The sequence below is a fragment of the Pseudoalteromonas sp. DL2-H2.2 genome (genome assembly GCF_021532535.1).
GTDB lineage: Bacteria > Pseudomonadota > Gammaproteobacteria > Enterobacterales > Alteromonadaceae > Pseudoalteromonas > Pseudoalteromonas rubra_A.
In genome coordinates this window covers 223,407-249,733 of record NZ_JAKGBD010000001.1, presented here as the reverse complement: position 1 = coordinate 249,733, position 26,327 = coordinate 223,407, and the positions used below count along the sequence as shown (strand labels likewise).

20 protein-coding genes are annotated in these 26,327 nt (G+C 48.0%); 7 read left to right on the top strand and 13 right to left on the bottom strand.

The features are described from left to right. The first annotated feature begins 43 nt into the window (after nt 1–43). Together L1285_RS01000 and L1285_RS00995 are read left to right on the top strand one after the other, a co-directional pair. Nucleotides 44–1,237, top strand: coding sequence for an AGE family epimerase/isomerase (locus tag L1285_RS01000; protein ID WP_235410608.1), 1,194 nt, complete (start codon nt 44–46; stop codon nt 1,235–1,237). Then, nucleotides 1,234–2,178, top strand: coding sequence for a carbohydrate kinase family protein (locus tag L1285_RS00995; protein WP_235410607.1), 945 nt, complete (start codon nt 1,234–1,236; stop codon nt 2,176–2,178). The genes L1285_RS01000 and L1285_RS00995 overlap by 4 nt, the downstream gene beginning before the upstream one ends. Before the next feature lie 60 nt (nt 2,179–2,238). Here L1285_RS00995 and L1285_RS00990 read toward each other — a convergent pair whose 3' ends face one another. Beyond that, nucleotides 2,239–2,505 carry a hypothetical protein gene (locus tag L1285_RS00990; protein ID WP_235410606.1) on the bottom strand — a complete coding sequence of 89 codons (267 nt, stop codon included), beginning with the start codon at nt 2,503–2,505 and terminating at the stop codon, nt 2,239–2,241. A gap of 134 nt (nt 2,506–2,639) precedes the next feature. On the opposite strand from L1285_RS00990, the gene L1285_RS00985 reads away from it, so the two are divergent. Beyond that, complete coding sequence (locus L1285_RS00985) at nt 2,640–3,725, top strand: MBL fold metallo-hydrolase (protein ID WP_235410605.1); 1,086 nt, start codon at nt 2,640–2,642, stop codon at nt 3,723–3,725. 17 nt (nt 3,726–3,742) lie between these two features. Here L1285_RS00985 and L1285_RS00980 read toward each other — a convergent pair whose 3' ends face one another. From L1285_RS00980 to L1285_RS00970, 3 genes are all read right to left on the bottom strand, one after another. Next, nucleotides 3,743–4,249, bottom strand: coding sequence for a YcgN family cysteine cluster protein (locus tag L1285_RS00980; protein WP_235410604.1), 507 nt, complete (start codon nt 4,247–4,249; stop codon nt 3,743–3,745). Between the two features lie 87 nt (nt 4,250–4,336). Then, on the bottom strand, nt 4,337–6,139 hold the full coding sequence (locus tag L1285_RS00975; RefSeq protein WP_235410603.1) for a DUF885 domain-containing protein: 1,803 nt from the start codon (nt 6,137–6,139) through the stop codon (nt 4,337–4,339). 70 nt (nt 6,140–6,209) lie between these two features. Then, nucleotides 6,210–8,207 (bottom strand): sensor histidine kinase, encoded by a 1,998-nt coding sequence (locus tag L1285_RS00970; RefSeq protein ID WP_235410602.1) that lies wholly within the window; start codon nt 8,205–8,207, stop codon nt 6,210–6,212. A 300-nt stretch (nt 8,208–8,507) separates the two neighbouring features. Here L1285_RS00970 and L1285_RS00965 point away from each other — a divergent pair, with 300 nt between their 5' ends. Continuing rightward, nucleotides 8,508–9,647, top strand: a complete 1,140-nt coding sequence (locus L1285_RS00965; protein ID WP_125783875.1) for a Na/Pi symporter — start codon at nt 8,508–8,510, stop codon at nt 9,645–9,647. 121 nt (nt 9,648–9,768) lie between these two features. Beyond that, the gene (locus tag L1285_RS00960; protein WP_235410601.1) at nt 9,769–10,293 is read left to right on the top strand and encodes a hypothetical protein; all 525 of its coding nucleotides are present in this window, start codon (nt 9,769–9,771) and stop codon (nt 10,291–10,293) included. Here L1285_RS00960 and L1285_RS00955 read toward each other — a convergent pair. From L1285_RS00955 to L1285_RS00920, 8 genes are all read right to left on the bottom strand, one after another. Next, a complete protein-coding gene (locus L1285_RS00955; RefSeq protein WP_235410600.1) occupies nt 10,258–11,424 on the bottom strand; it encodes an anhydro-N-acetylmuramic acid kinase in 1,167 nt (388 codons plus the stop codon). The two genes, L1285_RS00960 and L1285_RS00955, sit on opposite strands and share 36 nt — an antisense overlap. Before the next feature lie 2 nt (nt 11,425–11,426). Beyond that, entirely contained in the window at nt 11,427–11,849 is a 423-nt protein-coding gene (locus L1285_RS00950) for a hypothetical protein (RefSeq protein WP_235410599.1), read from the bottom strand. 3 nt (nt 11,850–11,852) lie between these two features. Further along, on the bottom strand, nt 11,853–12,650 hold the full coding sequence (locus L1285_RS00945) for a substrate-binding periplasmic protein (protein ID WP_046005201.1): 798 nt from the start codon (nt 12,648–12,650) through the stop codon (nt 11,853–11,855). Between the two features lie 144 nt (nt 12,651–12,794). Next, a complete protein-coding gene (locus tag L1285_RS00940; protein WP_235410598.1) occupies nt 12,795–15,260 on the bottom strand; it encodes a glycosyl hydrolase family 18 protein in 2,466 nt (821 codons plus the stop codon). 91 nt (nt 15,261–15,351) lie between these two features. Then, nucleotides 15,352–16,788: a lytic polysaccharide monooxygenase gene (locus tag L1285_RS00935; RefSeq protein ID WP_235410597.1), complete on the bottom strand. Its 1,437-nt coding sequence runs from the start codon at nt 16,786–16,788 to the stop codon at nt 15,352–15,354. A 50-nt stretch (nt 16,789–16,838) separates the two neighbouring features. Then, nucleotides 16,839–19,964 carry a glycosyl hydrolase family 18 protein gene (locus L1285_RS00930; protein WP_235410596.1) on the bottom strand — a complete coding sequence of 1,042 codons (3,126 nt, stop codon included), beginning with the start codon at nt 19,962–19,964 and terminating at the stop codon, nt 16,839–16,841. A 513-nt stretch (nt 19,965–20,477) separates the two neighbouring features. Then, nucleotides 20,478–21,446 (bottom strand): sensor histidine kinase, encoded by a 969-nt coding sequence (locus tag L1285_RS00925; RefSeq protein ID WP_235410595.1) that lies wholly within the window; start codon nt 21,444–21,446, stop codon nt 20,478–20,480. 92 nt (nt 21,447–21,538) lie between these two features. Beyond that, complete coding sequence (locus L1285_RS00920; protein ID WP_235410594.1) at nt 21,539–22,081, bottom strand: heme NO-binding domain-containing protein; 543 nt, start codon at nt 22,079–22,081, stop codon at nt 21,539–21,541. Between the two features lie 112 nt (nt 22,082–22,193). Here L1285_RS00920 and L1285_RS00915 point away from each other — a divergent pair, with 112 nt between their 5' ends. Next, nucleotides 22,194–23,525 carry an HD domain-containing phosphohydrolase gene (locus L1285_RS00915; protein ID WP_235410593.1) on the top strand — a complete coding sequence of 444 codons (1,332 nt, stop codon included), beginning with the start codon at nt 22,194–22,196 and terminating at the stop codon, nt 23,523–23,525. Here the strand turns inward: L1285_RS00915 and L1285_RS00910 are convergent. Next, the gene (locus L1285_RS00910) at nt 23,522–25,072 is read right to left on the bottom strand and encodes a methyl-accepting chemotaxis protein (RefSeq protein ID WP_235410592.1); all 1,551 of its coding nucleotides are present in this window, start codon (nt 25,070–25,072) and stop codon (nt 23,522–23,524) included. The two genes, L1285_RS00915 and L1285_RS00910, sit on opposite strands and share 4 nt — an antisense overlap. 219 nt (nt 25,073–25,291) lie before the next feature. Here L1285_RS00910 and hemH point away from each other — a divergent pair, with 219 nt between their 5' ends. After that, nucleotides 25,292–26,314, top strand: coding sequence for a ferrochelatase (gene hemH, locus L1285_RS00905; protein WP_235410591.1), 1,023 nt, complete (start codon nt 25,292–25,294; stop codon nt 26,312–26,314). Nucleotides 26,315–26,327: the final 13 nt, after the last annotated feature.

Here is a 26,327-nt window from a genome sequence, read left to right as displayed (position 1 = left end):
GGGTAAATATGCTCAGGCTAAATGACGACACACTGGATAGGTTATGTCTATAAACTTCAGAAACGACGACTTCTTACTTAAACATATCAACCACACCATGGGCTTTTACCATCCCCGATGTGTAGACCCTGACGGCGGGTTTTTCCACTATTTTTTGGATGACGGCACGGTTTACAATCAAGATGATCGTCATCTGGTATCAAGTACCCGGTTTGTGTTCAATTATGCGATGGCTTATTTGCAAACCCGTGAGCCTGAATACCTCGAACTGGTTCACCATGGTCTGGACTTTCTTGAGCAAACACACAAACAACCCAATGGTGGCTACGCGTGGGTTATCAGTAAAAACCAGGTTGAAGACAATACCAACCACTGTTACGGCCTTGCGTTCGTCTTACTGGCTAACGCGGTTGCGCTTAAGGCCGGTGTTGATTCAGCGGCTGAGACCATAGAGTCGGTATGGCGCTTACTGGAAGACAAATACTACCAAAGTGACTATCAGCTATACCTGGACGAGTACAATGGTGATTTTAGTGTCGCTGATCCTTACCGGGGGCAAAACGCCAATATGCATATGTGCGAAGCATTACTCATGTGTTTTGAAGCCACGCAGGATAATAAATTCTTTGAACGCGCACATGCGCTTGCCTTTACCATGACGGTACAACAGGCTGAATTAGCCAACGGCCTTGTCTGGGAGCACTACAGCGATAACTGGCAGATTGACTGGCACTATAACCTGGATAACCCCAAACACCTGTTTCGCCCGTGGGGCTTTCAACCAGGCCATCAAACTGAGTGGAGTAAGCTATTGCTGATCCTGTATCGGCACAAACCACAAAACTGGATGATCGAACGCGCCCGTTACCTGTTTGATACGGCGCTTGAAACTGCCTGGGATGAGGAACATGGCGGAATATGCTATGGCTTTGCGCCGGATAACAGCATTTGCGACTCAGACAAATACTTCTGGGTTCAGGCAGAGAGTTTTGCCGCTGCGGCGCTGCTGGCACTCACAACGGGTGAAAACCGCTACTGGCAGTGGTATGACAAAATATGGCAGTATTGCTGGGATCATATGATAGATCATGAACATGGTGCCTGGTACCGCATTTTAGATAAACAAAACCAGGCATACAGCAACGAAAAAAGCCCTGCCGGGAAAACCGATTATCATACAATGGGCGCCTGCTACGAAGTACTCAGAGCCCAGCAACTAGCACAGGAGGCATTATGAGCCTGGTTTGTTTTGGTGAAGCCCTGATAGATTTCCTGTCAGACGGAAAAACGCCTGAATCTTTTACTAAATACGCAGGTGGCGCACCGGCGAATGTTGCCGTTGCCGCCGCCCGTCAGGGTATTGCAGCGAGTTTTTGCGGCATGGTCGGCGATGACATGTTCGGCCACTTTATAAAACAAGAATTGCAATCACATGGGGTTAATTGTGATTTCGTAAGCTCGACAGACAAAGCCAAAACGGCGCTGGCGTTCGTTTCGTTGGATTCAAACGGCGAACGAAGTTTCAGTTTTTATCGTCCCCCCGCGGCTGATCTGCTATTTCGCTCTGACGACTTTGATCCCAGCATGTTCGATACGCATTCATTGATACATGTATGCAGCAATAGCCTCACCGAAACCAACATCTATAAAACAACCGTCCATGCTTTAACGCAGGCACGGGCTCAGGGCATGAATACCAGCTTTGATATGAACTTGAGAGAGAACCTCTGGACATCCATGACACACTGCTCAAAGCGCATTTGGCATGTCATTTCTCTCTCAGACATTGTTAAGCTGTCGCACGAGGAGCTGGTATTTTTGAATGAACAAAGTCATCCAGGTCAGCCTCAGTCGCATACCCTCGACGCCATCATGGCAGCAAATGTAAAGCTGCTGATCATCACCGATGGTAAGCAAGCTGTTCGCTTTTATGGACAGGCTTATCAGGGCGAGGTGCAAGTACCCGATGTCACCGCGGTAGATACAACCGCTGCGGGAGATGCGTTTGTTGGCGGATTACTGGCAACCTTTATCCGTTCAGACTTGCCCGTCAACACCATATTGGCCGATCGGGATAGCGCATATAGTGCCATAGAATACGCTAGTCGCTGCGGCGCTTTTGCCGTAACACGCTATGGCGCATTTGATTCCTTGCCAAGTTACAAGGACATTGCTTAACAGGCTGTGAGAGCGGGTGCATGGATGCGCCTTTTCAGCAAGCCCACTTGTAAGGAGAATTTAAATATGCGCCAAATATTCAGTGTAAATGTAATAAAATCCGGGCGAACAAATCACCAGGCCGAGCAGATAGAGTTTAAAAAAACCATCTCGCTGAGCACTGAGCTGCGACACCACAGACACTGAGCTTTCATCCTCCGTCGGTGGCGTTTTAGGAAAATAACAGCGGTAAGCCTTCATTATACCCCAGCCTATTGTAAAGGGGCCCAGGATCAGCCAAAAGAAAAACCCTAAGGCATACCAGGTTTCTGGAGAAACTCTGCTCATCTTGTACTCTCATCAACTAAACAACCAAATTAGTATTGTAGTAACACCTGCTTACATCTAACTATTTGATTTTGTGCTAATCACTTATGCTAAGCTAAGCCTAACACAGTAAAAGAATAAAAAAAGACGCGTTTATGCACAAACCTTATCTCGCCCTGCCCTTCATCACTTGCCTGAGTGCCTGTACCGCCAACCAGGTTGAAGTGACTCAGTCGGACCAGACGGTGGTAAAATACAAAACATCTCAGGGCTACACAGACCGTTTTGCCAATCTCTATAGACAGCCAGAGCGCTACCCTTACACTTGTGAGCAGGACTGCTATCCGCCTACCCCGCTCATTGAATGCCGCGAAAACATGGAGCAATGTCGTTACATAGGCGAGCGCCCCGACATCAACAGCCCACTGGGTTTTAACGTAAAATGGCTTGGCCACGCTAGCTTTTTGCTCACCATGCCTGACGGACAGCAAGTGCTGGTTGACCCCGTGAGTCAGCAGTTTGACTGGCCGGTTGACCTGGGTTTTAAATGGACCGGTGGCTTTTATCGGACTGAGCCTCTGTGGCCCGAAGATCAGGAGCTCAACAAGCTAACCTCGGTCGTGTATTCGCATATACATTACGACCATTTCAACAAAGCAGATATCGACACCTTAGGCACCGGGCCAACTTATTATACGCCACTGGGGTTTGCCGACTACTTTGCCAGCGGCGGCTATAAAATCAATGAAATGGCATGGTATGCCAGCGCACAGCAAGATCAGCTTAACATTCATTTTGTACCGGCTCATCATTTCAGCAGCCGGGTTGTTGTGCCCTACCTAACAGAAGACAATGACGCGACCCTTTGGGGTGGCTGGATATTTGAGTACCAGGGCAAGACCTTATTTTATGCGGGCGATACAGGTTATTCTCCCCACTTCAAAGACATACAACAGAAGTACGGTGATATTGACGTTTGCCTGCTGCCCATAGCCTCTTATCACCACGAGGAGTATGGCAACTGGTATCGCAATGTTCACCTCACACCTGAAGACATGCTGGTGGCGGCCGATGATCTTAACTGTCAGCAAGTAGTGCCGTGGGGATATGGCAATATGAGCTGGAAAATGGGCGATTTAACGTCGCATTCCGCGCTGTTTAGGCTGCTTCATGTCAAACAAACACTGGCACCCCAGCGGCCCATTTACGTACTTAACGAAGGAGAGAGTGTCACCTTCTGAGTTTAACCAGCCTGGTATCAATCAACATCATGTTCAGGCCAGGTGACAATGTGATCTTCAAAGTCGTTCCCCAGATCGACATCCTGTTCGCTGATGGCCTTACCCAGAATACTGATCCCGGCGTCATGCATAGGCTGCTTAGAGCCTTCATGACGTAACGGGTGCCAGCTGGCCAGTCCACGACCTTCATGTAAGCGGCGATAACTGCAAGATTGCGGCATAAAAAAGATGTCTTTGAGGTTTTCCTTAGTAAGCTGCACGCACGATGGCACCAGTGTTTGTCGCTCCGAATATCGGGTGCAGGCACAGGTGTTTGTGTCGCTGTATTGGCACACCACGTCGGTATACAACAATTCTTCGCCCTCACGCAGTACGTCGGTACTACTAAATTGTTCTTCCTCATCTTCGTCTGAATCTATAAAGGAGTGCAGACAACATTTGCCACAGCCGTCACAGATGGCTTCCCACTCCTGTTGGTTCATTTCTTCAAGTGATTTTTCAATCCAAAAAGGAGTTGTGCTCATAACGCCAGTCTGCCACATAGATAAGGGGGCGCAGATTGTACTAAAAGAAACAGACCAGCGCAAAGCTGGTCTGTTATCTGTGGGGGGTTACATTTGAGATTCGACCCAGCGCTCTATCTTGTCCTGCAACACAGGCATTGGCAAAGCACCGTCAATCAATACCTGATTGTGGAATGCGCGAATATCAAACTTTGCGCCAAGTTTTTGTTCGGCGTATTCTCGCAGTTGACGGATCTTAAACTGACCTACTTTATAAGACACCGCCTGGCCTGGCCATGCGATATAGCGCTCAACTTCGGCTTCCACATCGCTCTTGGCCATCGACGAGTTATCAAGCATAAAGGCAATTGCCTCGTCACGCGTCCAGCCTTTGGCATGCAAACCGGTATCCACAACCAGTCTCATTGCTCTGAGCTGCTCATCAGCCAAACGGCCGTACCATTGATACGGATCGGTGAACAGACCCAGCTCTTTACCCAAACTTTCTGCATACAACGCCCAGCCCTCAACAAACACGGTCGAGCCGCCAAACTTGCGGAAATCAGGCAGGTCGTCAATTTCCTGCTGCAACGCGAGCTGGAAATGGTGCCCGGGCGCAGCCTCGTGGATTGATAGTGTCTCTACGATAAACTTTGGCTGAGCCTTCAGGTTATGACTATTAATATAGAAAACACCGGGGCGAGAACCATCCGGTGCCGGGCTTTCATAGGATGCCCCGGCCGCCGATGCCGCACGAAACGCTTCCACAGGTTTTACGATATAATCCGCCTTGGGTTTTATATCAAACAACAAAGGCACTCGCGCATCAATTTTCTTTTTCACCTCTTCATAGGCCTGGATCAGTTCGGCCTCTGAAGCGAAGTAAAACTCTTCGCTGTCACGTAAGTGATCAAAAAATGCCTGCAGGTCACCTTCAAAGCCGACTTGCTCCTTAACATTGCTCATTTCATTGCGAATACGCTGTACTTCACTCAGACCCAGCTGGTGAATTTCTGTTGCGCTCATGTCCAGCGTAGTGTTTTCTTTAATGTAATGCTGATACCAGGCCTCACCGTTAGGCAATGCACCGTAGCCAACCGATGCTCTGGACGCAGGCAGATAGGTTGTTTCCAAAAAGCCTACCATGTCGCGGTATGCCGGAACCAAAGTGCGCTCAATGTAATGCTTGTAAGACTGGGTAATTTGACGTTTTTCTTCGCGTGAGAAAGTCTCGGGTAAATTATTAATCGGCCCCCAGAATATGGAGTCTTCTGCTTTTTCAACGACGTGTGTTTTAAACTGAGGAATGACCTTAACGGTAAGCGCACGTGGTAACACCACCCCACGCTCTATGCCCTGAGTCATCATAGTTTGCGCCGATTTCAGCCAGACCACAAAGCCGTCGGCCCGTTTCAGAAAGTTGCTGTAATCCTCGACTGTTTTAAACGGCTGTGCACCTTCCCCGGAACCGAGTGACGCAAAAATATGATGTGAGCCGTACATCTGATCAATCGGCAAAAACTGATCATCAAACTGCTCTGCCGCTTTGCTTTGCTGCAGTTCATAGTGGAGAATGTCGTAAGACAGTTTAGCCTGGCCTGATAGCTTACTGCTATCGAGCGCTTCGAGGCGCGCCAGATAGCGGTCGGTAAAGGCGCGAGACTGCGCAAGACTGGCTTCCCCAAGCGGTGGTTCAAACTTGTCATTGTACTCAGACATACCGAAAAAGGTTGCAGATAGCGGGCTTAGCGTAATGCCCTCATCGAAGTAGGACTGCGCAAGTGCCATCATCTGAGCATTGGCATCTTTGCGTTCAACACTCTGCTGCTGGGGCTGCGTATTGACAGAAGTCACTTCACATCCTGTCAGTGTCAAACCAACGACAAGCGCTACCAGGGTTTTTCTTATCATGTCTGTAACCTTATTCTTTATCTAAATCGCAGCGCAGTCTGCCAGACATCATACAGATTACAACTCTTTTCTACGCCAGGGCGACATCGACCTCGGACGTTGGCAGAATAATTTCAATGCATAGCCCACCCAGCAGACTATTATGTGACTCTATTTTACCACCATGACATTCGACTATCTTTTTGCATACGGCCAGGCCCATGCCTTTACCGCCACTTAAGGAACTGCGTGACGCTTCTTCGCGAAACAATGGCTGAAATAGCTGCCTGTGGGCATCGTATGACAGCGGCATGCCTGAATCTTCGATACGCAGTACCAGATGTTGCTCGGTGACTTGCGCACTCAATTTAATATCAACCCCGTCGCCGCCATATTTTAGGGCATTTTTAACCACCTCTAAAATTGCGTTACCAATAGAGCGCCTATCAAACTGCATAGTAAAATGGGGATCGAGCCGGTTAATGATTTCAAGTCGGGCTTTTTTAGGGTCCACATAGGTCATACAGGTCTGAAACGTTTCGTTGATAAAGTGTGCAACTTTTATATCTTCTTTATTCAGAATGTTTGCCACATCTTTGTCTGTGGTAACCAGCATTAGCTGATCGATAAACTTATGCAGCTCGTCAATTTTCGCCATTAACTTGGCATAGGAATCTTCTACGTTTTCAACAATATTATATTGCAACGACTCGACCTGGATCCTCATCACGGTCAGTGGTGTACGTAACTCATGAGACAAGTCGGTGAACAGCTGCTCTTCTTTTGCCTTAAGCTGGTTTACCTGCTCGTTCACAACCTCTCTTTCATTGACTACGGTGCGATTGAGCGCGTTAACCTGCTGCTCCAAATGTCGCACTAACTGTCCCTGCAAGGATTTGTGTTGCAGCGCCAGTGCCACAGTAAACAGCAGCACTTCGATTAGGTAGCCAATCTTGATGAACGAGGTGATCTGAAATAAATCGATTAGGTTACCGTAACTGGCCCCGACTATGGTCAACAGATTCAAAAACACCAGGTGATTGATCAGGCTGTAGGTAAAGGTACGCATCCCCGGCCCTTTTTGTCTGAAACTCCATACACAGGTGTAGACAAACAAGGGGATAACAAAGGTACTGGCCAACAAGTTATAATAAACGCTTTGCAGATACAGGGCGGTAGGCACGAGCAAAATGTACAACCAGGTTGCTGCTACATAAATAGTGTTTAGCGTAGGGTGATAATGTTTTAACTGCAAAAAACCACGTACAAACAACAGGTGGAATATCGGCACAATGGCCATCAGCGCAATTGAAAACTGACCACTAAAGAAGCCGTGGTTTGGCCAAAAATACTGAAAAGTAAACCCTGCCATATCAATTACGATGAGTAAAAACAGGAAGGTCCACAAAGCATAGAATACATTTGTGGTGTTGCGGTTAAAGGCCAAGTTTACTATGACAATCAGCAAAATGGCGGCAACAACCCCGGCAAGGCTGGCATTAGTCAGTATGCTTGATTGCGACGTCGACAGGTAATGGGCATGAGAATGTAAGCGCAGATTGGCGGGTGCATTGGCAAAGGTCTGGAATTCAATCAAGTACTCGCTGTGGCCCGGCTTAATAGCGAGGGGCAGATACATTTGCGGGTCCTGGATCGGCCGCTGCTCAAAGCGCGCGTGTGCATCTTGGGTGTGTATTTGCTTGAACCTGCCGTCCTCAAGTACATAAACGGCAAGCTTCGGCAATCTGGCAAAACCGAACGACATCACCCAGTCGGTAATCTTGCTTCGGTTGTCCAGCTTCAGCCAGGCCCATTTCGAATACAGTTCATGCTGTGGCCTTTTTTCTACCTCACTCAACGCTCGGAACTGCTGGGCATACCTGAGCACATCGTCAGCCTCTTTTATTTGTTTATCGTAATCATAGAAGAAGCTGGCATCACGCAACGTGAGCTCAGTAGTATTGTCACCTAAAAGGATCCTTTGCTGCTGGCCTGCCAAAGCGGTATGACCCGTGAGCAAAAAACACCCCATTAAAAGCAATAAGATAAAGCGCATGAACAAGACTCGGTAACCATTTGTAACTATCATAGGTCTTAATCGTGTATGAAATGTGGAGTCCGGACGAAATTACACTTCGCCTTCTGAGTAATGTAAATCAATGTAACACTGTTGCGAAATTCAAAATAGCACTATTTATTAGAAACTTAAAAAAACTTCTATAAATTCTTCATGGTCGAAATGCCACACTGCCCCCGTTAATTTCGAGTACCCGGTTAAATGACAATCGCATTGAAATATTTCTGTCATATAACTTTGTTTTAATCCGCCCTGAAATAAAAACGTCATCAAAGTGCCACATAAGTTGGCCAGACATAACTGAGTAAAATCATGAGTGAACAAAATCAAACCTCTCTTTTTGCAAAGATCTTAAATTGGACCGCGATTGCATTACTGGTCTACCTCGTATTAGTCGCTGTAGGTACCGTCAGTGGTGGTTTCAAACTGGCTTCCGGTGGCACCGAAGGCGCTAAAGAAATTTTTGCATTCGCAACAAACCCATTCGTCGCATTAATGCTGGGTGCATTTGCCACCGCTCTGGTTCAATCTTCTTCTACTGTTACATCAGTTATTGTAGGTCTGGTCGCAGGTGGTCTGCCGTTAGGCATCGCTATTCCTATGATCATGGGTGCAAACATTGGTACTACTATCACCAATACACTGGTATCGATTGGTCATATTCGCGACAAAGAAGAGTTCCAGCGTGCTTTTGCTGCCTCTACAGTGCACGATTTCTTTAATCTGTTCGCTGTTGCTATCTTCCTGCCGCTGGAAATCATGTTTGGTCTGTTGGAAAAGTTCTCCGCCGCCCTTTCACACCTGTTTGTCGGTGATGCAGATCTGTCTCTTAAGAGCTACAACTTCATTAAACCTCTGGTAAAACCGGCTGTTGGCGTGGTTAAAGACGCAGTGAGCTTCCTTGATGGTAAAGCGGTTGGCGTTGCAATGGTTGTTATCGGTATCGCAATGATCCTGTTCGCTGTAACTACGCTTGGTAAACTCCTTAAGAAAGCTTTGGTTGGCCGTGCAAAAGAATTACTACACAGCGCAATCGGTCGTGGCCCGGTTGCTGGTATCAGCTCAGGTGCGGTAGTAACTGTTATGGTTCAGTCATCGTCTACAACCACCAGCCTGATGATCCCACTGGCAGGTAGCGGCGTATTCAACACCCGTCAAATCTACCCATTCACTCTGGGTGCGAACATTGGTACAACTATCACAGCACTGCTGGCAGCGACCTCTATCACCGGTCCTAATGCCGAAGTTGCCCTGACGATTGCACTGGTACACGTTATGTTTAACGTCTTCGCAGTAGCGCTGATTTACGGCTTACCACTACTACGTGAAATTCCGCTACAACTTGCTGAGAAACTGGCACGAATTGGTACACGTAATAAATCTGCGGCATTTGGTTATGTACTGGGTTCGTTCTTTGTACTGCCTGGCTTGCTGATGCTCGCTATCAAATAAACAGTTCGACCTGAAAACATTTTCAGGTACTCGGAAAAAGGGCTCATTTGGGAGCCCTTTTTTAATAATTTTGACATATTGCCCCGGCATAATTATCCCAGTTTAATTTCTCGGCAAAATCATGAATACACGTAAACGGTCTTTAACTTTTGATATCAAGGACCAGGCACAACAGCTGTTTTCTCTGGAGCAAGGCTCACCGTTTGATCAGCTGGAGTTTTATACAGAACAAGATCAATTAATTGTCTCTTGTCAGCTGCCGCAAGACGCGGTGTCAGGAAACCAGATCCGTATTACAGCTAATCACCAGGATAATCGCGACGTCGACTTTGTAGGCATACTTAAGCTCAAAGAAAAAGACATCATGACTGGTAAGGTAGAGGTAGCCCTGAAGGGCTCGGGCAAAAGTGGGTCATACAACCTGCAGTTGAGTTTACTGGGTTATAAGCAGCGCGTTAAAAACAGTATGGATTACATGGCCAGCCTGCCCTATGACATACATCCGCGCAAAGATGATGAGTGGACTGTGGCAGAAAATACAAAGACGGCAAGCGGGATGTTGCAGGCAGTGGCCAGATACCTGCGTAATGAATTTAGCGCCCTGCTAGGTTCAACCCGGCAGGCTTATCTTACCGAACGAAAATAACCCGCTTCCAGCTACGCATTCATTTGCCAGGACCGCAAATAATGCCGCTTCTTTTGAGTCAACACACACCCCATCCTGCGACAGCTCAGTCACCTCGTAACAAGCAGGCAAACGCGATTTAAACTTCTCGACCAGCAATGCATTATGGGCGCCACCGCCGCTGAGTAGGAGTTGTGTAGACCCATCGAGCTGTAATGCGTTCAGGTGCTCCAACACACACCAGGCGGTTAGTTCATTCAGGGTCGCCAGCACATCCTGGTGAGACAATGGCTCAGAGCAAAGTGCTTGTTTTTGCTCAAGCATAGTCAAACTGAACACTTCAGGACCTGTGGTTTTGGGTGTATCGAAATGGAAAAAGGGGATGCCTTTTAACGATTCAAGCAGGCTAGTACAGACTCGCCCTTGCTTTGCCAGCTTGCCGTCTTCATCATAAGCTTGGCCCAAATAACGCTGACAGTAAGCATCCATAAGCGTATTTCCCGGCCCAATGTCTGAACATTGAACGTCTTCCACTGTGGCGTTTCGCGGCAGCACGGTAAAATTCGCAATCCCTCCCAGATTCAGCAACACACGGTTTACCCGCTCGTTTTGATAGAGCAGGTAGTCTCCGTACTGAGCAAGCGGCGCACCCTCGCCCCCTTTTGCAATATGCTTTTGACGAAAGTCAGAAACGGTAATGATTTGTGTTTGTGTGGCAACCTGATCGCCGTCTCCCAGCTGTAAGGTACCATTGCCAAAATCTTCATGAGCATGCTGATGATGGGGACAATGAAATACAGTCTGTCCATGACTGGCTATCAGGTCGATGTCTTCATGTCTGACTTGCCACTGCGACAGGGTTTGATTGATTAATTGGCCGTGATAGTGGCCTATCCAGGGATTTAGTAAGGTCAAATATTCAAAGTTCACCGTGTCTTTTGCAAACACCTCACGGACTTTATCTTTAAAATCGTTGTCGTACGCAATGGTGGTAAACTTGAGCAGTTTGCATTGTGTATCAGCGCCTGACCCACTTACTTCGCACAAGGCCATATCTAAGCCATCTAAAGAAGTACCACTCATCAGCCCCAAAATTATTCTTGCAGGCTTGCGCGAAATCGCATGAAGCCGATTGATTTGTTTTAACCCCATCCCTAATATCCTGTACTATTGGCCGAGACAACCGCAATCACCGGGTAATCATTGGCACCCAGCTCCAGCGTAAAGTTACGCTGCTCATAGCCTTCCAGAACTACTTTGTGTGGCAACGCACTAACCTGCTGCGCAGCGCCATCGGCATAAATCACCATCAACTGCTCCGGCTCCAGAATACGTCGGCCAGAAGAGAGATTCTCAATGCTGAGCAACACGGCCCGGTATCCGTCGTCATTGGACATGGCGATACTGCGCGTTACCTTGAAGTCACTTTTAGCGGGTTTGATTCGCTCTGGACGGTCAAACAGCAAAGAATCCAGGTTCATTTGCATGGTGTCAAAACGGTATGGCTTTAGTTCTTTCGCCGCTGTAGTTGCAGAAACCATCATTAGCATACACATTAACAAGCCTGCTTTGCGCATATCTCACACTCCGTAAAACGCTTCCAGGTTCGCGCTTCGCCCGCGCGTCCCCGCATCTATCCCATACTGATCGATCAAGTCCGCTATTTCACTTTGCAGCGCTTCAATCGCGGCATTGATCTTATTGATTTGCTGTTTATTAAATGTTTTGCGGCTTAACATAAAATGAATGGCGTTATCATTGACGACATAGGGGTGGATCCGCATTTGCTCAAACCCCAGCTCTTCAATGTAATAGTAACCGGAGAACTCATCTTCTATTAAGAAGTCGACACGCTTTTTGTTCACCAGTTGCATGCGCTGGCTAATGCTGGGCACCTCCAGCAAGCGTTCTTTGTACCAGGCTATCTTCAAGATCTGTTCAAGCTCTTTTCCATAGTAAGCACCAGGATTGGCAACAAAGGTGTGCTCAGCGGCGAACAGCTCTGTCAGGCTTCTAACTTCTTTTAGCGTTTTTTGACGGGTAAACAAGCGCATTTTTTCACGACGATACGCCTGACTAAAAAACGCGACTTCGGCTCTTTGCGTATTAAAACTGGCAGACGGCAAGATATCTATAAAGCCTTTGGAAAGCTCAGTGATCCCGCGTGCGGATGACGGCAGCTGCACAAAGTCGATGCAAAGCTGAGCTTTTTCGAATACTCTGCGGGTAATGTCGACATCCAGACCATAAGGGACTGTATCACGATACATCACATACGGTGGCCAGCTGGTACCAACACCAACCTTGTAGCGCGTTTCGCACTGTAAATTGGCAAAAGCAGCGACGGGTAGGAAAAACAACAGAAAAATTAAATGCACGGCGTCTAGCAATCATTGATATTAGCTAGATTATGAAGGATATCTGACAGAAAACAAAGGCGCCTGAGCGCCTTTATTGGTTATTGTTGGCCAATCCCTTGGTCAATCAGAGGCGCACACTCCAGCCTCTGATATCAACTTTACTTAAAGTGCTTTCCAGACCATAGCTTTGCCAGGTTCTTCACCGCGAGTCCACCACTTTGCTTCATACAACTTGCCCTGATGACTAACGCGGTCGCCGCCTACATAGACTTTGTTGCTTACCCAAGGATCGGCACCTACCGCCGCGTCTGTGACCGTCACATCAAATGATGTTGTAGTCGTAGCAACACCATCCGACACAGCAACAGTAACCTGATAGGTCGTATCCTGAGTGACTTCTGGAGACGTAATTGTTGCGCTTGCGCCCTGGCCATTGACGGTCAAACCGTTGCTTGCAGACCAAGTGTAAGTCAAGGCATCACCATTGGGGTCGGTTGCGCTGACTTGTACCGACGCACTGGTGTTTTCAGCCAGAGACAGTGCTGCAATGGGTGTTACGACTGGCGCGTCATTGCCTGTAGAAGGCGCTTTTACCAGTACAGTAACATTGCGTGTTGTGGTCGCTTCACCATCAGAAACGGCGATAGTTAGTGTATACTCGGTATCCTGAGTCACAACCGGTGCAGCCACACCAACAGCGGCAGTAGTCGCATTTGTGAGCGTCAAGGCAGCTGGCGCACTCCATGCAAAGGTCAGCGGCTGGTTATCCGGGTCTGAAGCCGTTGCAGTGACTGTGATTGAACCTCCCGATTGCACTGTGACATTGCTGTCAACAGAAACGACCGGCGGCTTATTCACAGGTACGCCTCCTGTCAGGCCATCATACATAGCATTGAGAATATCGCCGTTATCCGCATCGATTTCCCAGGCAAACAAGCCGCCCAGGTCATACAAGTTGACGTAACGACCTTTGGCCTCAACAGAGCGAGCGCTGTCAAACGTTAGTAATTTACCATTGCTGCGGTTCCACACATACGCTGCTTCGGCCTGTTCGTCATAACCTACTTCAAAACCGTTGAGACCTGTCCCATTTGGACCGACCAGGTTGGCAGCGATTGCCTTATAGTCCATGATCCCAGGCTCCCAGACGCCTTCTGACGTTGAGCCTGTGTACTTACCATTGCCAGGTGCAGTCATCGGGTTGCCTGGGATGGTAGTGTTTTGATCCATCACGCCTTCCCAGCCACGACCATACATAGCGGCACCCATGACGATTTTCTTCGAGTTAACGCCTTGCTGTAATAATAGTTGAACCGCGTTGTGTGCTGTATAAGCAGGCCCTTTACGTGGCTCGCCGTTATCATCAACACCTGTGCCGTTACATTCATCCTGACTCAGGTGTGAGCCACAATACAAACCAGTTTGATGACCTGTTACATTGTTCCAGCCGCCGTAGAAGTCGTAGGTCATTGCGAAGATATAATCCATGTACTGCTGTGCTGCCTGGTAATCAACATCTTCAATCTTATCGTAACCTGACCCTATTGCAGACGTCAGCTCGTAAGTGCGGCCGGTTTCCGCTTCAAGCTCGTCTAACATGGCACGTAATTCGGCCATTAGTGCAATATAAGCCGGACCATCATTTACAGGGTCGCCCAGATCCGGGTTGGGACCATCACCGCCCGGGAATTCCCAGTCAATGTCGACACCATCGTAGAATTTCCAGGTTTTCAGGAATTTCTTCATTGAAGCGACGAAAACATCACGGTTTGCTTTGGTCGTGAAGCCGTGGAACGGATCTGACAGCGTCCATCCACCGACAGAAGGCAAGATCTTAAGGTCCGGATAACGCTGTTTGAGTGCCATCAGCTGCGCGTAAGTACCACGAATTGGATCATTCTGGTTAACGCCCGGCAGTGTCTTTTGAACAGCTGCCCAGGGGTCGTGGATCACCACTTCATAATCCGCAGTACCGGCACACGCTTTTTGCAATGCACGCCAGCTGTTACCATTCTCAATTTCTTTAAGTGACTCGTTAGCGCCACAGATTGGAATAAAGCCATATAACAAGTGGCTCAGGTTTTGCGCCGGAATGTTGGTGACGTCGAAGTCACGGCCATAAATCCCCCATTCGACAAAGTAAGCACCCGTTACTTTGCCTGGTATTGTGCCGTTGTTACGGTTATTCGGATTTACATCCATAGGCAGCGGCTCAAGGTGGCCACCGTCTGTGTCAGCAATCACTATCTCCTTACCGGCACTTCTTGCACAACCTGTGCTGTCGCACAGCTCAACATACAAAGTATGGCGACCAGACTGAGTATATGGAAAAGTGATAGTGCCACTTTTGGTGCCTGCATCTAGTACACCTTCATTAACCAGCTGGTTATCGAAATATACTTTGTAGCTGTCGCCGCCAGTACCACTCCAGGCATTCCATTTGATCTGAATGTCGACTTGCTCTTTGGCTGTGACCAGATCTTTGTATGAGCCATTGCCATCAAGTACAACATCAACAAATGAATACACTTGTGGTTCCCAGCTCAGGCTAGGGGTAGATGGAGCCGCTAATACTGAACCGCTCATCAGAGCTAAGCCAATCGCCGTGCTAATCTGTTTAATCTTCATTACTTTCTCAACCTTATTTACATGTTATATCCAAACCCCGGGGGGATGATTTATTGGTACTGCTTAAAACGCTTTATCAGCTTTAGTCTGGTTACAGCGCTTTCCAGACCTGGGCTTTACCGGGCTCTTCACCTCGGGTCCACCACTTAGCTTCATAATTTTTGCCGCCATGAGACACTTTGTCGCCGCCAACATACGTATTTGAGACCTGCCACTGTGGGTAGGTCGACACAGGCACGTCTTTGACCGTTACACTAAAGTCTCTTGATGTTTCTAGCTCGCCATCAGATACCGTCACAGACACGGTATACTGAGTATCCGCAGCGACTTCGCCGCTTTGTAAACTAATGGTGGCGCCACTGCCTGTCATTGAGAGCCCGGCAGGAACAACCCAACTATAAGTGAGCTCTGTTTGCTCATCATCAAATGCATGCACATGTACCTGAGCTTGCGTGTTTTCGTCCATCAACACAGGTTCTGGCTGGTGTACCGTAGGTGGTGTGTTGGGCGCTTTGGGCACAATTGTGAGGTTATAGGTGTACGCAGCATCCGTCACAAACACCTGATTACTCAACAAATTTGCGTCGTCAAAAAGCACATCGCCATTGGCTTGTTTGACACCCACCCGGACATCGTTGGCATAGCTTGTGTTTAGCTGACCTGCCAGTGTACTCGCCCAGTTAGCCTGGTTTTGTGCCGTTACAGCGAGCGAATGCTTAACGATTTCCTGACCGTTTTGGTCAAATACCCTTGCCCAGATCAAATCGCCTACATTGGCATTCTGGCCACGACTTACAAAGTAACCCGCGCCGTACCAGTCGTTTGGCTGGCTGTCGCCCACAATGGTGATATCGCTACAATTGTAAAAGCCTTCCCCAACCACGTCGTTACGCTGCCAGCGAGTATACAAAATGGCGTCGCCACTGCGTCCCTGAGGAATTTGAATGGTCATTTCGTAAATCCGTTTGCCATCCGGGTCTTTAACGAAATCCACGTTACCCACTTCGGTGATCAAGTCTATGTTGCCCCAGGTCATGACATCGCTAGCCGGGTTAAAGCCGGGCTTGGTCAAATAGAACTTCCAGAAGCTCGGGTTATGTGGCGTTGTGGCGTGAAAGCGAATTGCCAGCTCACCGTTTGCATTGGGACGAACCTCTGTCTTTTGCCAGTCTGCGGATGGTAAGTTCATGCCACGCTTTTCAGAAGAACCCGCCGCACATAAGGTGCCATCGGGAATATTCTTTTCTACTGCCTGTTGGTTATTGTAATCGGGCGTATTGACAGCAAATTCATGCTCCTGAATAAACTGCACGTACCCGGACTCAAGATAAGCGGCCCGACATGCGGCATTAGGAATATTCGAGCCGTCTTCTGGCCACCAGTAGCCACCCTGATCTTCACAAATTGCCTGTCTGGCCATTGGAAAGTCCATATAGCCATGACTGGCAGCCAGCTCGCTGTAACCCAGTGCCGATACCACCAAAACACCGATTGCAGTTTGCTGTGACAATGATTTAAACGTTTTCATAGTTTGCCTCTAGCATAGGGGCCGAAGCCCCCTTGGATTAAATGGGTCGGTTACAAACTACAAACCTTGGTATAATCTGAGCTGGTCGATGGTTGCTTGTTGCTCCACCACTTCGCTTTGTACACCCCATTGCCGTCGATGATTAAATCGCCCTGAGCTGCATGACTGCCCTTTGGAAACTCCGGATAAACCGTGATTTGTGAGATAGGCACCCCTTCACAGCTTGTGATAGGTCCGCCGTTACCGTCACCAGGTTTTGCATCAGGTAGTTGCGGGTACTCAAACTTAAAGGCGTAACGCTTTCCATCTTTCTCAGCCACGAAGTTAACCGGACCTGTGATAGGCATGTAATACATCACCTGCGCATTGACCGTTTCACCCGGCGCGAACGATTTTGGAATGTTGCCCCACTCGTCAACCAGCGTGATAGAGAAGCGGTGGAATTCATTTTCGAATCCGCCAATGTTGTTTCCGGCTGCGTTTGAGGCATTCACTTCAACCGCCATGCCCAGTTTTTCCTGCGCATTCCAGTTAGACTTGAAGATTGCAGAAGTAGCAACTGGCACATCAAAGGTGATCTTCGCACCTGACAAATCGATTGCAGAGTTATTGGTAAAGGCAAATGTCGGTGCAATCGGATAGTTATCATCGCCAAGAGGGAAGTCCTTAGCCGTAAAGCTGACATCGACCGCTTCTGCCGGTACCTGGAAGTTCACGTTGCCCGGGTGAATATCATAAGGCGCGCCGGACTGGTTGAACTTGTTATAGGCCAGCGTAGTCAGGCTTGAACCCATAAAGTACTCGCCCTTCGCTGCATCATAATCAAAGTCACCAGCCAGCTCCCAGAACATGATACCGCCCAGTCCATTGTTTATTACGTAGTCAACCTTAGTGCCCATTGACTCTTCATCTTCAATCGACAGGAACACTTTTTTCTCGGCATTCCATAACCACGGGGCAACTGCGACAGAGTCATAATGACGTGTGTATGTGCCAGTGAGTGCATCAGCGGGGTCTGTAACCGGGTTTAGACCATAGTCAGCAAGGTAACTTCCTAATACACCTGATTGCAGGTTCTTAACATGCCATAGCGGGTTAGAGCCGGCAGGTACTTCCAGCCCAACGTCATTCTTGTCATGCCAGAGGTTATCGATACCTACTGCACCGTTGCCGCACTTGTTCTTTTCACCTTTACCTGTGCCCGGCGGACAGTTTGCCTGATCTGGGAAGGCTGCCTGACCCCACAAGCCGTTAGTGCCACCCTGCACATCTTTAAAGCCGCGCGTATAGTAAGGGATACCTATGTTAATACGGCCCGCAGACAGCGCACCACGGAAGTACTTCACGGCCCAGTCGGTATTCAGGTAGCCGATACCTTCAAATTCAGCGGTGCCGTAAACATTCCATGCTTTTAGCTCTGAATCTTCACCGGTATCAAACAAAGATGCATTGTGACCAGCATGCTGGTTCCATGCACCGTGCAAGTCGTAAGACATGATGTTCACATAGTCCAGATATTTAGTAACCTGGAAGGTCTCCATACCACGCAGCAGATAACCTGAAGACGGCGAAGCAATGGTCAACATGTAGTGCTTGCCATCCTGCTGACCGGCTTTATCCAGCTCTTCACGTAGGCGCTTCATTAGCACCTGATAAGAGGCATTCAATCCCGCGCGTAATGCGTTAGAAATGGGGAAATCATCCGGGTGACCAGCGTCGTTCATTGACGTTGGGTATTCATAGTCGATATCAACACCATCAAAGCCATAGGTACGAATGAATTCCACGGCACTTGCTGCAAACGCGTCAATACCAGCCTGGTTGACACTACCGTCGGCGTTGGTTGTCATCGTATAGAAACCACCGCTGTTAACGCGTTTGCCATCGCTGCCAAAGTAGCCGCCGGTTTCTGCCCAGCCGCCCACTGAAATTAAGGTTTTAACATCCGGGTATAGCTTTTTATATTTGTTCAGCAGGTTGAAATGACCTTTATAAGGCAATGCTGGGTCCATCTCTGCACCAGCCTCACCAGGCCACTCCATGTTTGTTGCCGGGTTACCGGGAGCAGCCGGATCGCCAATCGACACTTTGTTGTTAGCATCGACATGGGCAAATGCGTAGTTGATATGCGTGATCTTGTCCCATGGAATATCATTCACAAGGTAAGATGGTTGGCCATTTGCGCCGTTACGCCAGCTAGTGAAGTAACCGATAACACGACGAGGGTGATCGTTACCCATTTTCTCACGACCGTTTACATCGTAAATCGTACAATAAGGCGTATTGACACCCGGAGTCTGGAATAACCCTTCCGGTTTACAATCATCACGACCTCCCTGGCCTTGCTCTACAACCGTCAGCGTTTGAGAAACACTTGCCGTAGCGCCTTTATCGTCGGTTACCGTTAAAGTAAATGTCACCGGTCCGAGCTGCTGCGCCGTCCAGGTGTGGTCCGTTGCACTGCCATTGGTTGTAACCACCTCAACGCCATCTACCGTAAACGTTAACTTAGTGACCTGGCCATCCATATCGCTACCCGACAGGCCGAAAACCACTTGCGAACCAACCACCAACTCTGCAGGCTGGCTCTTAACCGTAAGCTGCGCTTCAGGCGCTTTATTGCCGGTATCTGCTGGTTTTACAACGATCTGGCTAGTCAACACGTTTGATGCGGCGCCTTTGTCATCGTATGCCGTGGCACTGATGTCATGAGTACCCACACTGGCGCTCCATTGGGCGTCAAACATATCCGCGGTGCCGCTTACGTCAGTGGCAATCAAAGCGCCATCTACAAAGAACTCAACCTTGCTCACTGAACCATCGGCATCAACTGCTTTCACACTGATGGCAACGCTGTCATTAGCGACAAATTCAGTGCCCGCGATAGGTTGTAAGTTACTGGCGACAGGCGGATTATTTTCGACAACGCTGTCACATTGCCCCAACCAAGTCCACTCCTGCCAGTCACCCGAATTTGTCGCAGGCTCAGAGCGAGTCCACCAGTTGGCTTCATAAGCATTATTATCCTGCTCTACCTGTTGACCCGCTGTGTACGCGGTGCCCGACTGCCAGGGGTTAAGTCCGGTACAATCATATGCCTGGGCCTGTGTTGCTCCTATAGCAATAGCGATTGCACTGAGCTGCATTGCCACCTTGAATTTGTTTCTCGTTTTCATATTTTCTTCAACCTTTACCGTTTTAGTGATTAACATTTTTAAAGTAAAGCTAACATAGAATTGAAGTACGTCAACGTAAGCGCGACTACTTTTTAACCAGAACAAATCTAAAACCCATCCTTTTTAACTACCAATTATTCAAATGAATGGACTTTTTCGCAATGCCTTCTTGGAAGCATTGAATGAGTTAAATTCATATATTACAATTTGGATTCCCTGGCCTATTGCATTAATTACAACCAGTTAAGTGCATATCAGAAACAAACAAAAGAAAAACTTATCTATTCGGATAAGTTTTATTTATCCATGAGACTCCAAATCCACCGTTAATTTTGGGAATACTATATAACCAACGGTTATATACAAAACTACCCAGGTCAGACCAGAAACATCACGTTAACGTCAACGTTAACAGTAAGGTGTGGAGCACATTTGGACCTTTAAGTGTTACAAACAACAGCAAAGTAAAGGGATCTGTGGAGCGAAATAGATAGATAAGTGTCGGGGGGGTATTTAATCAGGCGTGCAGACAGGCAGAGTAACGGTCACTTTAGTGCCTTGGTTAGGCTTGCTTTCGATGTTAATCGTGCCTTTGTGCTCAGAAACAATCCCATAGGCAACAGCCAAGCCCATGCCAGTGCCCTGACCGACAGGCTTAGTGGTGAAAAAAGGCTCGAAAACATGCTCTATCTGACTTTCTTCTATGCCTGTGCCATTGTCTATCACCTCGATCAGCAGCTGCCTATTGGCGTGTCGCAGCAAGAGCTTGATCAGTGGCGTTTGACAGATACCCTTTGTCTTTGCCTGCTCACAAGCATATTTGGCATTGATCAGAAGGTTAATAATCACCTGATTTAGCGCTGCCAAATTGCAAAAACTCAACGGAATTTCGGCTTTTTCAACAACCAGTTCAATGTGTTTAAGTTGATTAGCAAGCAGACCCAGCGCACTGTCAATCGCTTCTGTCATATCCGCCATCACAAATTCATTGTTTTTAGGCCGGGCAAAATCGAGCAGGCTTGCCACAATGACGGCAATACGCTGACAGCCGTCATGACAATCCTCAATCAGCTCTTGTGCATCTTCGGCAAAAAAGCCCAACTGGTATTGTGCCTCAAGTGCCTTTACTGTTTCTTTGAATGCTTGCTGGTCCAGTCCATTATCAGCAAACCGCTGACTGGCTTTGATTAAATCTGACACGCCCTCAGCCACCTGACCAAGGGCACTGATATTACTGTTAACGTAGGCCAGTGGATTATTGATTTCGTGTGCCACACCGGCAGACATGACACCCAAAGTTGCCATCTTCTCGCTTTGCAAAATCGCTGCGTGCTGACGCTTGAGTTGCGCCAGATTGGCCTCTAGTTCTTGATTAGCAAGGTATAAAGAGCGAGTTTTATCCTCGAGCAAGGTTTCAAGCTCATCCCTGGCTTGTTTTTCTCGCTGATACGCTTTGTAATACTCGTTGTCGTTTTGAGCCATAAAAAACCTCTATACGATTACGCGGCTAATTGAGCGTGCCAAGCCGACCCTTTGAACCTCTTATCAAACCACCCGCAAAGATTAGCACTGGTTCAGGAGAGCATGGTCACGACAAAATGGCAGTGGTCATCCTCATTATGCATACAACTGGTGTGTGAAATCTCTATTTGCTTGTTATAGTGATCCGCAGCACCATAAATCAGTCCTTCCGCGCAGAAGCAGAGCTTGCGGGGGGAGCGATATTCAACAACTATCTCGCTGTCATTGACGATTTTGGCATCTATCTGCGGCAGGTTCGGTTCATCATATAATTTTGCGACCTCCACATGGATCACACTGTCTATCGCCAGAATCAACTTTTCAAATGTATCCAGCTCAGCCAACACAGTAGGATGTTTTGCTGCCAAAGACCCGAACAAAAAGCGCCCGAACACGCCAAGTACTTCGGGCAGCGGCAAAGCCATTTTAGTTGCAACGCCATTTGCCAGTGCAAATAGCTCCTCGTCCGGGTAAGAAACGGCCGAAACATAACTGCGGTGATCGGGGCTATGTTCATCCAATAAGGCATTCCAGGCGCCCATTCCCAAATTTTCTACAACCAGCTCTTCTAAACTACGAAATATTATGCCTTTCATGAGTCGCTCCTTACATTGTGTAATTTAGCGCTAAACGCACTGCAGCAATTGTGATACAACCAAGTTTAGACTAATTTTTATATTATCTATTACTTTACGTCATTGAATTTTGATGGAACAGACTCAAACATCGATTAACATACAGCCACCAAACGGCCCTATTCGGGTATTGTGCCTGGACGATGAGCCTGGCGTTTTGAAAGTGCTCAAAAGAACATTGCGCATGTCTGGCATGCAGGTTGCGGTATTTGAATGCGGCGAGCTTGCCTTAAAAGCGCTGGGTGATGATGAATTTGAAGTGATCATTTCGGATATGAGAATGCCTGAAATGGATGGCGTTGAATTCCTGACCAAAGCGAGACAAGTATCACCGCAGTCGCAACGTGTTTTGTTATCGGGCTATGCCGACATGGACTCTACAATTGCAGCCATTAATGAAGGCGGGATCCACAACTTTTTGCAAAAGCCCTGGCAAAATGAAACCCTGGTCCACATCATCAAAGATGCAGCAGAAAAATATCGTCTCAAGCAATACACCCAGGCACTTCAGGCAGAGATCAGTAAACAAAATGAACAACTGAAAATACTTAACGGCAACCTTGAAGAATTGGTAGAAAAGCGCACGACCCAGATCCGCACGGTACTGCGTCAGCTTGAAACCGCAAACAAGCGAGAGCAAGATGAACACAGAGCGACCGTTGAGCTACTATATAACTTCATTAACGCAAATCCGTATATAGATGCTGGTATGGCCAAACAAATAGCACAGTTATGTGGCTCTGTTGCCCATGAGCTTGGCTTGAGTGAAAAGGTCGTACAGCTTACCCGAATGGCCGGTTATCTGTCACAGGTTGGCCTGCTTGCCATGGACCCGGCTTTGTACAATCAACCTATTGAGAATCTCAGCCCGCAACAACGTAAGTTGTTTTTTACCCATCCTGCCACTGCGCAACTCATGCTGATGCCGGCACAGCACCTCAGTGACGTTGGAGAAGCCATTTACCACCAGTTTGAGAAATACAACGGTCAAGGCATACCCAAAGGCCTGAAAGGTAAAGAAATTCCAATCGGAGCACACATTCTTGCCGCAGTCAGGGATTATGTAGAGCACCAGTTAAAGAACAAAGACGCCAAAAGTGAGCTGCGAGCGCACGCGCTTGAAATGATAAAGATGTACAGCGGCTCCTTTTACCACCCAAAGGTGGTCTCTGCTTTGGAGGTAGCCGTTCAATCCGACGCGCAGGGGGCGCTACAGGTGGGGTCAATGAACATCATTGATGCGCAAGCGCTGGAGCCTGGTATGGAATTGGGCCTGGCCATACACAGCCATAAAGGGATCATGTTGTTACCTAAGGGGCATATCTTCACTCCTGCAACCGTTGCAAAGCTACAACAGCTGGAATCGCAAAAACCTACCCCGTTTCGGATCCTGATTAAGACCTAGCGCTTAAACCTCACCACCAGCTCATACATGTCATTGGCAACCGTTGTCAGCTCTTCACTGATAACATGCATTTCATTAGAGCTGCTGACGCTAGTATTGGCAAGCGTTGCAATACTTACCACCTGCTGATTAATATCTTCGGATACTGCTGCCTGCTCTTCCACAGCAGTGGCAATTTGCATGCTACTTGCGCTTATTTTTTCAATCAGCTGATAGATGCCCTCTAATTTGGTAGAAGATTGTGAGAGCTGCTCAATGCCCTGCCTTGATTCATCTTCACCACGTTGGGCGATGAATTCGGCATTCTGTGAGCTTTGCGTTAGCTGATCAATAATCGCATGGATCTCTTTGGTTGACTCCTGCGTACGTTGAGCCAGATGGCGCACCTCGTCGGCAACCACAGCAAAGCCGCGCCCTTGCTCTCCGGCTCTGGCCGCCTCTATCGCGGCGTTGAGCGCCAGCAAGTTAGTTTGCTCTGCTATCTGCTCAATGATCTGCGCGGCTTCCGCAATTTTTGACGTTTGTTTTGCAACGCCCAGCACAGAATCCTTAATATCAACCACGGTTGCCCCTAAGCTTTCAATGGAAGCCCGGGTTTCTTCTGAGCTACGTGCACTTTCCTGAGCCAGTACCAACACCCCTTTGGCATCTTCTGAACTGGCCTGCACACTTTGTGATACCTCGTTGATTGTCGTTGCCATTTCATTCATCGCTGTCGCAACCAGCTCAGTTTCAAGTTGCTGTTTGGTCAGGCATTGTGTGGTTTCAATACTCTTAACATTACTCTCTTGCGCACCGCTCGCCACTCCTTTAGCTGCAAATTCAATACGCGTGATAATGGTATCCAGATGAGAGCGCTCACTGAGCAGTTTGACATGCAGCTGTGCCATCTTGCCACTCCAGGGGGAGTATACCTGCGTGGCGATGTCATCACAGAAACTATGAGACATCTCTTTATCTAGTCGTCCCAGCTGCTCATTATCCCGATAGGTGTTGTAGGCAAATAGTGCCAGCGTGTTGGCAATCAACCAGCCAAAGCCAAGTGTTTCACTTACAGACACATAAAGTAAAATTGCACTCAGCACAGCGACTGAAGGCCAGATTGAGCGTAACTTAGGTAACTTGATTGAGTCTCGCTGACCTGACTTAACGCGTTTATACAGTGCTTCTGCACGTTCAACACTTGCTCTGTCAGGACAGCTGCGTACTGACTCATAGCCCACGATTTTGCCGCCTTCTGTCATCGGTGTGACATAAGCATTTACCCAATAGTGGTCGCCATTTTTACAACGGTTTTTCACCAACCCCATCCAGGGCTTACCTGCTTTTAACTGATCCCACATGGTCTTAAACGCCACCTCAGGCATATCCGGGTGGCGCACCAGATTGTGCGGTTGGCCAATCAGTTCATCTTTGGCATATCCACTGACTTCAACAAAGTGTTCATTGCAGTCCAGGATGGTCCCTTTCAGATCGGTCACTGAAATAAGTCGGGTGTCTGCGGAAAAGCGCTTTTCCTGATTAGTGACGGGGTGATTTAAACGCATCTTAAAACTCGAATTCTGTGCTGTAAATTGCTTCGGCGGAGCGAGAAAATACGACTAATGCGCTGTTTTTGCAACAACAAATCTATATTTTGCCAATTTTTTAAGACAAAATAACGAGATCCTATCCTACATCAAGCTCGTACAACCAAAAATCGTTTTTTCACTCTGGCCTTTTATGTAAAATAGCGAGGCTAAGAGAACACACCAAAGGAGCCGTGAGTGCCAAAGCTTTCTGCCATTACTGATAATCCGCACGAGAACAGATTTAATGAAAAAATCGGTGTTCTGGTTACTAACCTGGGCAGCCCTGACGCCCCAAATGCACCTGCACTAAGAAACTATTTGCGAGAGTTTTTATCTGATCCTCGCATAGTGGAGCTGCCAAGAGCACTTTGGTGGTTAATACTGCACGGCGTCATCCTCAGAGTAAGACCCAGTCGCTCTGCAAAGGCCTACGCCAGTATCTGGACCGAGCAAGGCTCACCACTGGTGCAAATTACACAAGATCAGTGTAGTAAGCTCAGCGCATTACTGAAAGAACAAAACTACGATAATGTCGAAGTCGTTATGGCAATGCGTTATGGTAATCCTTCAATCAAAAGTGGCCTTGAAGCGCTTCGCGCAAAAGGGATCACTAACATCGTTGTGTTCCCGCTTTATCCACAATATTCCAGCGCAACCACAGGCTCAACATTTGACGCCATCGCAAATGTATTAAAAACATGGCGCTGGGTTCCCAGCCTGAGCTTCATCAATGGCTATCATAAACAGCCAAGCTATGTCACAGCACTGGCTAATTCAGTACAGGAACACATCGACAAGCACGGCCTGCCAGAAAAACTGTTATTTTCTTACCACGGCACACCTAAACGATTCCTGGACAATGGCGATCCGTATCATTGTTTTTGCCATCAAACAACCCGACTGGTCTGCGAGCAGCTCGAGCTAGATAAAGACAAAGTGATGACGACTTTCCAAAGTCGCTTTGGCCGTGAAGAATGGCTTCAACCCTACACAGACGTCACTCTGAAAGAGTTGGCATCGAAGGGCGTTAAGGAAGTGGCTATCCTCAGCCCGGCATTTAGCGCCGACTGCCTGGAAACGCTTGAAGAGTTAGAAGAAGAAAATCGTGGCTACTTTATGGAAGCTGGCGGTGAAACTTACCATTATATCCCGGCTCTGAATGACAGAGACGATCACCTCCAAGCCCTATTTGACGTACTCAAACCATATCTGAGATAAGGACAATAAAAAG